Genomic DNA, 12,777 nt, shown 5'->3' with positions numbered 1-12,777 from the left:
AGCAATCTAAAGTTTATACTATATTAGCACTTATTTTTTAAGGAGGATGGTATCATGAAGGTTCTTGTTATTAATTGTGGTAGTTCTTCGCTCAAGTATCAACTTTTTGATATGACTGATGAGTCGGTTTTGGCTAAAGGACTTGTAGAGAGGATAGGTATTGAAGGTTCTAGAATAAAGCACACCAAGACTGGTCAGGACACGGTTATCAAAAATATGCCTATACCAGATCACAAAGTGGGCATAAAGGCGACGTTAGATGCCCTTTTAGACAAAGATCATGGGGCTCTTGGTAGTCTCGATGAATTGCATGCCGTAGGTCATCGTGTTGTTCACGGAGGAGAGAAATTTTCGAGCTCGGTTGTGGTTAACAAGGAAGTGCTAGAAGCCATAGAAGAGTGCGTTCCACTGGCACCGCTGCACAACCCTGCTAATTTAATGGGCATAAAAGCCATGATGGAACTATTACCCGAAACTCCTCAGGTTGCAGTTTTTGATACGGCCTTTCATCAAACGATGCCAAAACATGCTTATATGTACGGGGTTCCATACCATTATTATGAGGAGTATAAGACCAGAAGGTACGGTTTTCATGGAACAAGCCATTACTATGTAGCCTACCGTGCGGCAGAAATTCTTGGAAAACCTGTGGAAGACCTCAAGATAGTCACATGCCATCTCGGTAACGGCAGCTCCATAACCGCCGTAGATGGTGGTAAGTCAGTAGATACAAGTTTGGGGTTTGGTACGGTTCCTGGAGTTATAATGGGGACTCGTTGTGGCGAAATTGATCCCACCGTTGTCTTGTACTTGATGGAGAAAGAAAATTTGGACACAAAGCTTATGAGTCATATTCTCCACAAAGAGAGCGGTATACTGGGGATCTCCGGCATCAGTAGCGATATGAGGGATGTAGAAGAAGCCGCAGAGGGTGGAAACGAAAGGGCCAAGTTGGCTTTGGACATGCTTTGCTATGGCATCAGGAAGCATATAGGGGCCTATGCTGCCGCGATGAACGGATTGGACGCCATAGTCTTCACTGCAGGAATAGGTGAGAATAGTTCTTTAGTAAGGGAGAAAGTCCTGGAGGAATTAAGCTTCCTTGGGATCAAGGTCGATTACGAGAAGAACAAGTCAAGAGGTAAGGAAGTAATAATTTCTACGGAAGATTCCAAGGTCGTGGCTATGGTGGTCCCCACTAATGAAGAGCTTGTGATAGCCAAGGACACTTTGGAGCTCACAAAATAAAGGTTCATAAAGAGGGGGAACATATTGTCCATTATCGAGGAAAAGCCTAAAGACTGGAGCTTTGTGGTTCACTCGGCACAGCTTGAAAACGGGAAGTTGTATAACTTTGATTGGCGAGCGCTCTTTGAAGGAACGATAATATACGACGGCATAGATTTCGAGTTTCTAGGGGATATCGAAGTTTTTGCTGAAATTCAGCGGGACAGGAACCAGATTATCGCCGATGTGAGAATCTCAGCCCGGTGTAAAGCTCCATGTTCTAGATGTTTAGAAACTGTGGTACTTGATTTGGAGCAGAATTTCAGGTATTTTTATACTCCGTGTGACTCGAAAGAGGAGAAGATTGCCGCTGAAGCGGATGATCATGTGGTTGTTCTAGAAGGAGATTTGGGGCTACTGGATTTGGGGGATCAAGTGTGGGAATGCGTCATAATGGCTCTGCCGGAGAAGGTCCTCTGTAAGGAAGAGTGTAAAGGCTTGTGCCCCTACTGTGGGAAGAACTTGAATTATGGACGCTGCGATTGCTTTAAAAACCAAGTTGACCCTAGGCTGTCTCCTCTTTCAAGATTGTGGAAAGAGATAGAAGAATAATTCAGGGAAGGGGGGAAGAACATGGCCGTACCTAAAAGGAAAACTTCACATGCAAGAACCCATAAAAGGAAGGCTCAATGGCTTGGTGCTTTGAAAGCTCCGGCAGTAGGAGTGTGTGCTCAGTGTGGAGAGGTGGTCCAGACCCATAGAGCATGTCCAGAATGTGGATATTACAAGGGACGTAAGGTCGCGAAGGTAAAAGAAGAAAGCGAAGAAACTGGCGAGTAAATCACGAATAAATAGCAGAGGAGGGGCCTTGTGGCCCCTCCTCTGCTATTGACCAAAATTGGACCTTAAGTTATACTCACCTCGTAATAACAGCAGGTAATAAAACCTGGTATTAACAAACGGGGAATGAAGTTATGGGGAAAAAACATAAGCGGATGAGCAGAGAAGCAAGACATGAGAGGATAAAAGCCGAATTAAAGGCGGACCCCATGCTTACAGATGAAGAGTTGGCCAAGCTTTTGGGAGTTAGTATAAGTACTATAAGGCTTGACAGGGCTTTGCTTGGAATCCCTGAAGTAAGAGAAAGAATCAAGATGATGGCCCAAAACGCTGTATCCAAGCTCAAGTCCTTGAGGGAAGAAGAAGTGATTGGTGATCTTGTTGAGCTGGAGCCCAATAATTTTGCAGTATCTACCTTGGTGACGACCAATGAAATGGCCTTCAGGCATACTGAGTGGGTTTCAGATCATTATATCTATGCGCAGGCCACTTCTTTAGCCATAGCAGCTATAGATGAAAACATGGTCTTCACAGGTGCTGCTCGAATTAAATACAAGCAACCTGCACGAGTAGGTGAGAGATTGGTCGCGCGAGCCAAAGTGGGGACTAAAAAGGGAAATAAATATATCGTTAGTGTGCGAACAAGGGTTGGAGAAAGGGAGATATTTGTGGGGCGGTTTATAACGGTGGTAAGCAAGGATGGTAATAGATCGGATTTGACGTCTGAGAGAAGGAGCGGGTAGAGGTGTTGATAGCGGTAGACGCGATGGGAGGAGACCATGCTCCTGAAGAAATATGCAAAGGAGCTATAAAAGCTTGTAGCGAATATGAAGATTTGGAGTTGGCATTGGTTGGGATTCCAGAGGCCATACTGCCTCATGTAGATAATTCAGGGCTTGTGGGGAGAAAGCTCCATATAATTCCTGCTGAAGAAGTGATCGGTATGGATGAGGCCCCTGCCCTGTCAATAAGGAAACGGAAAAACTCCAGCCTCCATGTGGCGATGCAAATGGTCAAATCAAAAGAAGCCTGCGGTTGTGTGTCTGCTGGCAATACAGGGGCCATAGTGGCAGGAGGTGTTTTGATAGTAGGGCGCATCAAGGGCATCGACAGGCCAGGATTGGGCGTTCCGTTACCTGCCTTGAATAGGGTCACAATGCTTATAGATGTAGGGGCCACCGTAAGGTGTAAACCAATAAACCTTTACCAGTTCGCCTTGATGGGTGATGTGTACATGAGGACCATTCAAGGGGTTGCAGAACCTTCTGTTGCTCTTTTGTCTAACGGAGAAGAGGAAATTAAAGGGGACGAACTGATACAGGAAGCACGCAAATTGATCAAAAATGCGCCTGTAAATTTCGTCGGTAACGTGGAGGGGCACGATATCCCCATTGGTAATGCCGACGTGGTTGTTTGTGAGGGATTTACAGGTAATGTTCTTCTCAAGTTCATAGAGGGAACAGGGAGCGCTATTTACTCTCTCTTTAAAGAGGAGCTTGAGAAACGGTTTTGGTCTAAAGTAGGAATGACTTTTATGATACCTATGTTGAAGGATTTATGGGTTAGATTTAATTATGAGAGAACTGGAGGCACTCCACTACTTGGCGTGAACGGTGCAGTCATAAAGGCCCACGGTCGCTCTAAGTCCGAAGCTGTGAAAAGTGCCATTGGTGTGGCAAGAAACTTCGTGATCAAGAAGGGCGTGGAGAAGATAGTGGAGGAGCTCTCTGAAGGGGGTATATAAATTGTCAAGCGCTTTGAAGATGCCTATTAAAATTTTGGGGACCGGCAAATATGTCCCAAGCAAGGTCTTAACAAACTTGGAACTGGAAAAGATTGTTGATACCACGGATGAATGGATTACTACCAGAACAGGCATAAAAGAGAGAAGGATCTCTGAAGGCGAGCTGACCAGCGATTTAGCTTACAAAGCTGCTCTTGAAGCAATAAAAGACGCAGGAATAAGCGCTGAGGAGATAGATATGATAATTGTGGCCACCAATTCTCCTGATACTCTTTTTCCTGGAGTTGCTCCCAAGGTCCAAGCTCTTTTGGGCGCGAGGCATGCTGGGGCCTGTGATGTCCAGTCTGGCTGTACAGGGTGTGTTTATGCATTGAGCATGGCCTTTGCCGGGGTTGGTAGTGGTATGTGGAAGAACGTTTTGGTGATCGGAGCAGAGGTTCTTTCGAAACTTATAGACTGGACTGACCGCAATACTTGCGTTCTTTTCGGTGACGGTGCTGGTGCGGTGGTAGTATCCGGCGGCGAGGGAGGCGGTTGTCTGTTGGCCTCGGAGCTTAGAGCCGACGGGAGCAAGGCCGACTTGATCAAGCTGCCAGGTGGATTAGTTGAGAAGCCGGCATCCCATGAAACCGTAGATAACAGAGAACATTTTGTCCAGATGAAGGGAAACGAAGTGTTTAAGTTCGTAAATAGAGTCTTGCCTTCTTTTCTAGATGAAGTTTGTGATAAAGCAAACCTTACGCCAGAGGATATAGATTGGTGGATTTTCCATCAAGCGAATATGAGAATAATAGAGGGGGTTTTGAGGAGGTCAAAGCAGCCCCATGAGAAAGCCATTATCAATCTGGATAAATATGGCAACACCTCTGCTGCGTCAGTTTTTATTGCCTTTCATGATGCCCTTAAGGATGGGCGGATCAAGAAAGGTGATACAATCCTCATGACGAGTTTTGGAGCTGGAATGACGTACGGAGCGGTGATCTTCAGCCTGTGAGGTGGTTGACAATGTTCGAAAAAAATCGAGTTGTAAAAATTCTAGGCACCAAATACCCGATAGTTCAAGGAGGAATGGCGTGGGTAGCCGATGCTGATTTGGCAGCTGCAGTGAGCAACGCCGGAGGACTTGGAGTAATAGCTGCAGGTAATATGCCTCCGGAATTGTTGGATAAAGAGATAAAAAAGGTAAGAGAGAAAACCGATAAGCCCTTTGGAGTAAACATAATGCTCATGTCTTCTACGGCTGACGATGCTATAGAGGTCGTTGCTGAGAATAAGGTGCCTGTAGTTACTACTGGGGCCGGGAGCCCTGGCAAGGTAATAGATCGACTTAAACCTTTGGGCATAAAAGTGATACCTGTGATCGCCTCCTCAGCTCACGCAAGAAGGGTGGAGCGCCAGGGTGCAGATGCTGTTATAGCTGAGGGTATGGAGGCCGGCGGGCATATAGGGGATATTACTACGATGGTTCTGGTTCCTGTGATCGCAGATTCTGTGAAAATACCAGTCATAGCTGCAGGTGGAATTGCAGATTCCCGGGGGTTCGTGGCTGCCTTCGCGTTAGGAGCAGAAGGAGTCCAGATAGGGACCCGTTTTGCAGCATGTGCAGAATCCAATGCGCACGAAAACTATAAGAAGGAGATCTTAAGTGCGAAGGATAGGGATACTGTTGTGACTGGTAGACCTACTGGACATCCAGTCAGATGCATTCGCAACAAATTGACGAAGCGATTCGAGGAAATGGAAAGGATAAACGCTTCGATAGAAGAATTGGAAAAGCTAGGAGCAGGGCGATTGAGGGCCGCAGTAGTGGAAGGTGACACGGAGTGGGGTTCCGTTATGGCGGGTCAGTCCGCAGCGCTGGTTAGCGAAATTAAGACGGCCAAAGAGATAATAGAAGAGCTATTGAGTGGTGCTGAAGCGGTCCTGAGCCACGTTAAAGATAGTCTTTTTGAGTAAAAATAGAGGTGAATTGGTATGGCGTATAGTCTCATTTTTCCAGGACAAGGTTCTCAAGAAGTAGGGATGGGTAGGGAATTCTTGGATAATTTTGCTGTCGCTAGAGAAATATTCGAGATAGCAGACGACGCTTTGGGATATAAGCTTAGTGAAATAATACTAGAGGGACCTGAGGAGGAGTTAAAGAAGACCGAGAACGCTCAGCCGGCAATAATGACCGTTAGCATAGCTATATTTGAAACCATGAGGCGAGAATTGGGCTTTGAGTTTGAGCCTAAGTGCGTTGCCGGACACAGTCTAGGGGAATATACTGCACTTGTAGCGGCAGGTACCTTGTCATTAGAAGACGGCGTAAAATTAGTTCATGTTAGAGGTAAGCTGATGCAGGATGCTGTGCCATTGGGCAGAGGTGCCATGGCAGCCATACTGGGCTTAGATAAGGAAGTGATAAGCAATATTTGCGAGGAAGCCTCTTCTTTTGGAGTATGTGAGCCAGCTAATTACAATGCCCCAGGACAGATTGTCATATCTGGTGAGAAAGAAGCTGTTGATAAGGCGGTGGAGATAGCTAAAGAGAAAGGGGCCAGACGGGCAGTTCCCCTAAAGGTGAGCGCTCCTTTTCATTGTTCTCTCATGAAACCCGTGGCGGAAAAATTAAAGAAAGAATTTGAAAAATACGAATGGTCTACTCCCAGATGGCCTCTAATAGCAAATGTGTCTGGGGAAATTGAACATGACGTAGAGGAAATACAAAATTCCCTATATCATCAAACCTACATGCCGGTCTTATGGAGCGTTTCTGTGGAAAAGATGGCAGAAATGGGTATCACTGCTTTCGTTGAGATTGGGGCTGGAGCTGTTTTAAGCGGCCTAGTAAAAAGAACCCTGAAAGGCGCAAAGACTATTGCCGTTAGCAGCCCGAAGGAAGTGGAGACATTAAAGGAATTTATTTCCTTGGAGGAATAATCATGAAAGAACAAAAGAAAGTAGCATTGGTAACTGGAGCGAGCAGAGGTATAGGGAGAGCCATTGCTTTGGCTCTGGGTGAAGAAGGTTTCAAGGTGGCAGTCAATTATAGAAGTAGCAGCAAATACGCTGAAGAGGTTGTGGATCTTTTGAAGGAAAAAGGAGTGGAGGCTTTGGCTGTGAAAGCCGATGTCTCTGACCAAGGTGATGTCGATGAGATGTTTTCGAACATCGAAAAAAACCTGGGAACAGTTCAGGTCCTAGTTAATAACGCGGGCATAACAAAAGATAATTTGCTCATGCGAATGAAGGACGAGGAATGGGATGACGTTATAAAGGCGGATCTTTATTCGGTTTTCTTCGCGACAAGACGGGCTCTCAGGCCAATGATCAAAGCTAAATGGGGCAGGATAGTCAACATTTCATCTGTTATTGGCTTGATAGGTAACAAGGGACAAGCTAACTATGCTGCTGCCAAGGCTGGGATAATTGGTTTCACGAAAAGTTCGGCAAGAGAGTTAGCTAGCAGGGGGATAACTGTTAACGCTATTGCCCCCGGATTTATAGAGACGGATATGACTGCAGTGCTGCCAGAGGATATAAAGAATGGTATGATGGCGCAAATACCAGCAGGAAGATTTGGAACGCCTGAGGATGTGGCGAACCTGGTTCGCTTTTTGTGTAGCGATGGAGCTTCTTACATCACCGGTCAAGTTATAGCAGTCGATGGTGGAATGACTATGGCATAGATAAGTTCTTTGGAAGGAGGTGAAGAGGAAATGAGAATGGAAGAGATCACAGCTCGTTTGAAGGAAATTGTTATGGACAGGTTGGATGTCGAAGAGGATCAAATAAAACCCGAAGCATCCTTTGTGGAGGATCTCGGTGCAGATTCTCTTGACATCGTCGAGTTGATAATGGGAATCGAAGAGGAGTTTGATATAGAAATACCCGATGAGGATGCTGAAAAGCTTACGACCGTTGGCGATGCAATGGAATACATTAAAAACAAACTAGGTGTAGATGAGTAGTATCCTCAAATAATAAAAGGCACAGGGAATATCCCTGTGCCTTACCTGGGAGTTGAGCTCCCGGGAAGATAAAGGAGTGAATCGGCGTGAAGAGAGTCGTGATCACTGGCGTAGGTGTGGTAAGCCCTATAGCTACAGGTGTGAGAAACTATTGGGATGCCCTTAAGGAGGGGCGCAATGGAGTAGGAGAGATTACCCTATTTGATCCTTCTGATTATGATGTTCGAATAGCTGCGGAAGTAAAAGATTTTAAGCCCGAAGATTGGATGGATCGTAAAGAAGCTCGGCGTGCGGATAGGGTGATTCAGTTTGCCGTAGCTGCAGCAGATTTGGCTGTGCAGGATGCTTCTTTAGACTTTTCGCAAGAGGATCCCTATAGGGTTGGTGTTTATATAGGTAGTGGCGAAGGTGGTATATCGACTAATTACGAAGGAATAAAGGTTCTGTTGCAAAAGGGACCCTCGCGAGTTAGTCCCTTCTGCGTACCCATGATGTTGAGTAATATGCCTGCTGCTTATGTGGCAATGCGATATAAAGCCAAGGGGCCAAATATATGTGTAGTAACAGCTTGTGCTACTGCGACTCATACAATGGGCGAGGCCTTCCATGCTATCAGAAGGGGCGAAGCTGATATTATCATGGCAGGCGGCTCCGAGGCAGCAATAACCCCTATAGCAGTGGCAGGATTCAGTGCAATGAAAGCCCTCTCCACTAGAAATGATGACCCAGCTAGGGCATCTAGACCTTTCGATATTGACAGAGACGGTTTTGTGATGGGTGAGGGAGCTGGCATTCTTATCTTTGAAGAATTGGAGCACGCACTGAAGAGGGGAGCCAAGATTTACGCTGAGGTAAAGGGCTTCGGTTCAAATTGCGATGCCTACCACATAACGGCACCGGATCCCGAGGCTATAACCCCCGCAAGAGCCATGTCTCAAGCGGTAGAGATGGCAGGTTGGAAGAAAGAAGAGGTGGAGCTCATAAATGCTCATGGTACCTCCACGCCTTTGAACGATAAGATGGAGACCCAGGCGATAGTTAACGCTTTTGGTGACCATGCCAAAAATATTTTGGTCAATTCGACGAAATCCATGATAGGTCACTGCCTTGGCGCTGCTGGTGCCCTGGAACTCATAGCGGCTCTTCAGTCCATTGTTGAGGGGATAGTGCATCCTACGGTAAATTGTGTCAATATAGATCCTGCATGTTCTGCTGTTAATGTGGTGGCCCACGGTGCACCTCTAGAGAAATCTGTAGACAAGCTACTGGTGAACAGCTTTGGCTTCGGTGGACATAACGCTGTCTTGGCTGTGGAGGGATACAAAGGATAGTTTGTCGAGATACTCAAGAAAAGAGAAACGATGAGAAGCGATGATCTTAAAAAAATAGAGTCGTTTTTTGGATATCCACTCAAAGATAGGGCCCTTTTCGAAGAGGCCCTATGTCATATGTCCTACACTAACGAAAAGGGCCTTGATGTATCTAATGAGCGGCTGGAATTTTTGGGAGATGCCGTTATCGGATTGGTGGTGTCCTCTTTTCTATATGAAACTTTTCCCTCCGACGATGAGGGACAGATGTCTCACAAGAAAGCGGCCCTAGTTTGCGAGAAAGCTTTGGCTGAATGGGCCTTGGAAATTGGATTAGATAAGTTCTTGTGTATAGGTAAGGGATTGGAGAAAGAGGGAGGGCGGAACAATTATTCGGTCCTTTCGGATGCCATGGAGGCCTTAATTGGCGCATATTTTCTAGATGGTGGATACGAGACAGCTCACAAAATCGTTAGGCAATACTGCGAAAAGAAAAAAACAGAGTTGGAGCAAAGAATATATGATGCCAACTTAGAGTTAAAGAAGGTCCTCTTGGATAAAGGTGAAATGATCTACGAACTTGTAAAGACGGAGGGGCCACCTCATAGACCTCTGCACTGGGTAAGGATATTACTGAACGGAGAAGTAATTGGGCAAGGGCAGGGCAGAAGCATAAAGGAAGCCAAAAGGAAGGCGGCAGAAGATGCCTTAAAGAATATGCAACCGCTTGCATAAAAATTGTTTTTCTGGTAGAATCTCCTTCGTGAATATCGCGAGGGGGTCTACCATGCTGGTTGCAGGCAAAAGACCAATTATGGCCATTGCAATAAGGGAAAGTATTTTAGAGCGGGAAACAGCGCTTATTAGCGTTCTGTTTCCCGCTTTTTATTACAGGAGGTGTGCTGAATGAAGGAAAAGGCGAAAATTATGAGCAAAGAGGAAATGGAGAGAGTTCTGAAAAGGCTGGCGTTAGAGATATTGGAGAAAAACAAGGGTATGAGTAATAGCCTGCTGGTAGGAATACAGCGAAGGGGAAACCACCTTGCAAGTAGACTGAAGCAGTATATTGCAGAATTAGAGCAGGAAAAGGTTGTAACAGGAGTCCTTGATATTACTCTGTATAGGGATGACCTCTCGCTTTTACATGATCAACCTGTGGTTCATAGTACAGGTATCCCAGTGGATATAACTGGGAAAAACGTTATTTTGGTGGATGATGTCTTATACACGGGTAGAACTGTTCGCGCTGCACTAGATGCCTTGATGGACCTAGGTAGGCCAGCATCTGTTCAGCTTTGTGTCCTCATCGATAGAGGGCATAGGGAGTTGCCGATACACCCCGACTACGTAGGAAAAAATATTCCCACCTCAAAGAACGAGATAGTGGAAGTGCGGGTGGAAGAGCTGGACGGTGTAGATGAGGTAGTTATCTGCGAACGGGGGGAATAAATTATGGAGTGGAGACACAGAGATCTAATAGACATTGATTGTTGGGAGAAAGAAGAGATACTTCACCTAATAGACCAAGCTAGAAACATGGAGGATTTGTTGGACAGACCTATTAAAAAAGTTCCTGCTCTTAGAGGAAAACTCATAGTTAATTTGTTTTTTGAGCCTTCTACAAGGACTAGAGTTTCATTTGAATTGGCTGAGAAAATGCTCAGCGCAGACGTGGTTAATTGGTCCGCCTCAGGTTCAAGTACAGCAAAGGGGGAGACTCTAAGGGACACGGCGTGGACGTTGGAATCCATGGGCGCAGACGCCATAGTCATAAGGCATGGTGCTGTAGGTGCCGCATCATATCTGCAAAGGAAGCTTAAGCATGCGTCTGTTTTCAACGCAGGTGATGGTGCTCATGCTCATCCTACCCAGGCTCTTTTGGACATCTACACTGCGTCGAAGCATTTTAGTTCGCTAGAAGGGATGAAGATAGCCATTGTTGGCGACATAGTACACAGTAGGGTGGCCAGAAGCGACATGATTGGATTTAAGAAAATGGGGTGTGATGTGGTGGTTTCTGGACCAAAGACTCTTATGCCACCCGAACTAGAATACTATGGGGTTAAATATTTGAGTGATCCAAAAGAGGCTGTCAGAGGGGCCAATATGGTCTATCTCTTGAGGATACAGAGAGAAAGACAGGAAGAAGGGCTGTTCCCCTCTTTGGATGAATATTTCAAACTTTTTGGAGCAGACGAGGAACTGATAGCTTTGGCTGAAAAGGATGCTCTGGTCATGCATCCAGGTCCCATAAACCGTAGGGTGGAGATAGATAGCGCTGTGGCAGATGGCCCACAGAGTGTGATCCTTGAACAGGTGAGAAGTGGCGTAGCCGTTAGGATGGCCCTACTGTATCTATGTCTTGGAGGTGCGAGGTAATGAAAAGAATCTTGCTAGCCAATTGCAAGGTGTTCGACGGGAAAAGGATGCTTGATGATGAAAAATTCATTTTGATAGAAAACGGTGTTGTAAGCAAGATATCAAAGGAAAAACCTTCCCTGCAGGGTGATGTGAAGATTGTTGATCTAGAGGGATTACTTGTTTGTCCAGGCTTTATAGACCTTCATGGACATTTTAGAGACCCTGGGCAGGAATGGAGAGAGGATATATCGTCAGGTTCGAAAGCAGCAGCCAACGGCGGTTACACCACTGTCGTGGCTATGCCTAATACCGATCCTCCCATTGATAACCCATTCTTAATTAGATATGTAATAGAAAAAGGCAAATCAAGCGGTGGCGCAAGGGTTTTGCCCGCTGGGGCAGTGAGTAAAGGTAGGGAAGGAAAAGTCATGGCAGAAATGGGCAAGATGGCGGAGGAAGGAGCGGTATTCTTTACTGACGATGGTTCTCCTGTGAAGGACAGCAGTTTGCTTCAGAAAGCCCTTTTGTACTCTACCCACCTTGGCGTCAGGATAATGGAGCATCCCGAGGATGGTGATCTCTCCAAAGGAGGCCAAGTCAACTACGGTTTGTGTTCCTCAGTATCAGGTCTCAAAGGGAATCCTGCTTCTTCTGAGGCAATTGACATCAAAAAGTGTATAGCTCTGGCGGAAGAGACAAAAGCTGCTATCCATCTCACGCACGTAAGCACAAAGGCGGGTATAGATGAGATAAAGAAGGCAAAAGAAAAAGGATTACCGGTTACATGTGATGTTACACCTCATCACCTTACCTTGGATGAAACGGCAGTGGTAAAAAGTGGATTTGACGCTACTTACAAGGTAAATCCCCCTTTGAGAAGTTGTGAAGACGTAGAAGCCTTATGGCAGGCCATATCAGAGGGGGTCGTAGATGCAATAGCTACGGATCATGCACCCTACCACATGGACGAAAAGGATCTACCCTTCCAAGAAGCTCCTTTTGGGATCGCTTCTTTGGAATGTTCAGTTGCAGCGGTCCTGAATGAATGGTCGAAGCGAAAGATTTGTCCGCTGGAGAAACTTTTAACCCTATGGACGAGCAAACCTGCTGGACTTTTGCCAGAAAGGTGGTCAAATCTTGGCGCCATCAAAGAGGGTGCCCCAGCAGATATAACAGTGTTGGATCTAAATAAGGAAAAGGTTGTCGAAGTTGAGAAATGGAAGAGCAAAGCCCGTCTTACGCCATGGAATGGGAGTGTTTTGAAGGGGTGGCCTGTGATGACCTTGCGAGATGGAGAGGTTTTGTTTTGCGATAATGAGCTTATGGGAGCTGGGGATTGACC

Annotated in this window: 16 protein-coding genes; all 16 read left to right on the top strand. The window is 46.0% G+C overall.

The annotated features are described in order from the left end of the window. Window positions 1-54: 54 nt before the first annotated feature. The 16 genes from V7Z69_RS01340 to V7Z69_RS01265 all read left to right on the top strand — a co-directional run bounded on the left by V7Z69_RS01340 (window position 55) and on the right by V7Z69_RS01265 (window position 12,775). The gene (locus V7Z69_RS01340) at window positions 55-1,248 is read left to right on the top strand and encodes an acetate/propionate family kinase (RefSeq protein ID WP_014163260.1); all 1,194 of its coding nucleotides are present in this window, start codon (window positions 55-57) and stop codon (window positions 1,246-1,248) included. Window positions 1,249-1,272: 24 nt separating this feature from the next. Next, a complete protein-coding gene (locus V7Z69_RS01335; RefSeq protein ID WP_014163259.1) occupies window positions 1,273-1,839 on the top strand; it encodes a YceD family protein in 567 nt (188 codons plus the stop codon). 21 nt (window positions 1,840-1,860) lie between these two features. Continuing rightward, complete coding sequence (gene rpmF / locus V7Z69_RS01330) at window positions 1,861-2,067, top strand: 50S ribosomal protein L32 (RefSeq protein WP_014163258.1); 207 nt, start codon at window positions 1,861-1,863, stop codon at window positions 2,065-2,067. Window positions 2,068-2,222: 155 nt separating this feature from the next. Beyond that, window positions 2,223-2,810, top strand: coding sequence for a transcription factor FapR (fapR, locus tag V7Z69_RS01325; protein ID WP_052299927.1), 588 nt, complete (start codon window positions 2,223-2,225; stop codon window positions 2,808-2,810). 2 nt (window positions 2,811-2,812) lie between these two features. Further along, window positions 2,813-3,811 (top strand): phosphate acyltransferase PlsX, encoded by a 999-nt coding sequence (gene plsX, locus V7Z69_RS01320; protein WP_014163256.1) that lies wholly within the window; start codon window positions 2,813-2,815, stop codon window positions 3,809-3,811. Between the two features lies 1 nt (window position 3,812). Then, window positions 3,813-4,805, top strand: coding sequence for a beta-ketoacyl-ACP synthase III (locus tag V7Z69_RS01315; protein ID WP_014163255.1), 993 nt, complete (start codon window positions 3,813-3,815; stop codon window positions 4,803-4,805). Between the two features lie 11 nt (window positions 4,806-4,816). Further along, window positions 4,817-5,767 carry an enoyl-[acyl-carrier-protein] reductase FabK gene (gene fabK, locus V7Z69_RS01310; RefSeq protein ID WP_014163254.1) on the top strand — a complete coding sequence of 317 codons (951 nt, stop codon included), beginning with the start codon at window positions 4,817-4,819 and terminating at the stop codon, window positions 5,765-5,767. An 18-nt stretch (window positions 5,768-5,785) separates the two neighbouring features. Further along, on the top strand, window positions 5,786-6,733 hold the full coding sequence (gene fabD / locus V7Z69_RS01305; protein ID WP_014163253.1) for an ACP S-malonyltransferase: 948 nt from the start codon (window positions 5,786-5,788) through the stop codon (window positions 6,731-6,733). Between the two features lie 2 nt (window positions 6,734-6,735). Continuing rightward, entirely contained in the window at window positions 6,736-7,482 is a 747-nt protein-coding gene (fabG, locus tag V7Z69_RS01300) for a 3-oxoacyl-[acyl-carrier-protein] reductase (protein WP_014163252.1), read from the top strand. Window positions 7,483-7,512: 30 nt separating this feature from the next. Then, a complete protein-coding gene (gene acpP, locus V7Z69_RS01295; protein WP_334138170.1) occupies window positions 7,513-7,764 on the top strand; it encodes an acyl carrier protein in 252 nt (83 codons plus the stop codon). An 86-nt stretch (window positions 7,765-7,850) separates the two neighbouring features. Beyond that, a complete protein-coding gene (gene fabF, locus V7Z69_RS01290; RefSeq protein ID WP_334138169.1) occupies window positions 7,851-9,095 on the top strand; it encodes a beta-ketoacyl-ACP synthase II in 1,245 nt (414 codons plus the stop codon). 30 nt (window positions 9,096-9,125) lie between these two features. Further along, window positions 9,126-9,809: a ribonuclease III gene (gene rnc / locus V7Z69_RS01285; protein WP_014163249.1), complete on the top strand. Its 684-nt coding sequence runs from the start codon at window positions 9,126-9,128 to the stop codon at window positions 9,807-9,809. A 52-nt stretch (window positions 9,810-9,861) separates the two neighbouring features. After that, window positions 9,862-9,984, top strand: a complete 123-nt coding sequence (locus V7Z69_RS01280; RefSeq protein ID WP_334138168.1) for a hypothetical protein — start codon at window positions 9,862-9,864, stop codon at window positions 9,982-9,984. Beyond that, the gene (gene pyrR / locus V7Z69_RS01275) at window positions 9,981-10,523 is read left to right on the top strand and encodes a bifunctional pyr operon transcriptional regulator/uracil phosphoribosyltransferase PyrR (protein WP_014163248.1); all 543 of its coding nucleotides are present in this window, start codon (window positions 9,981-9,983) and stop codon (window positions 10,521-10,523) included. Before V7Z69_RS01280 ends, pyrR begins: the two co-directional genes overlap by 4 nt. A gap of 3 nt (window positions 10,524-10,526) precedes the next feature. Then, entirely contained in the window at window positions 10,527-11,453 is a 927-nt protein-coding gene (locus V7Z69_RS01270; protein WP_014163247.1) for an aspartate carbamoyltransferase catalytic subunit, read from the top strand. Continuing rightward, window positions 11,453-12,775 (top strand): dihydroorotase, encoded by a 1,323-nt coding sequence (locus tag V7Z69_RS01265; RefSeq protein WP_014163246.1) that lies wholly within the window; start codon window positions 11,453-11,455, stop codon window positions 12,773-12,775. The genes V7Z69_RS01270 and V7Z69_RS01265 overlap by 1 nt, the downstream gene beginning before the upstream one ends. Window positions 12,776-12,777 lie beyond the last annotated feature (2 nt).

Origin of the sequence: Thermovirga lienii, assembly GCF_036847465.1 — a bacterium.
In the GTDB taxonomy this organism is placed as follows: Bacteria; Synergistota; Synergistia; order Synergistales; family Thermovirgaceae; genus Thermovirga; species Thermovirga lienii.
Note: the sequence above shows the minus strand (reverse complement) of the source record. Positions and strands in the feature narration are given on the sequence as shown.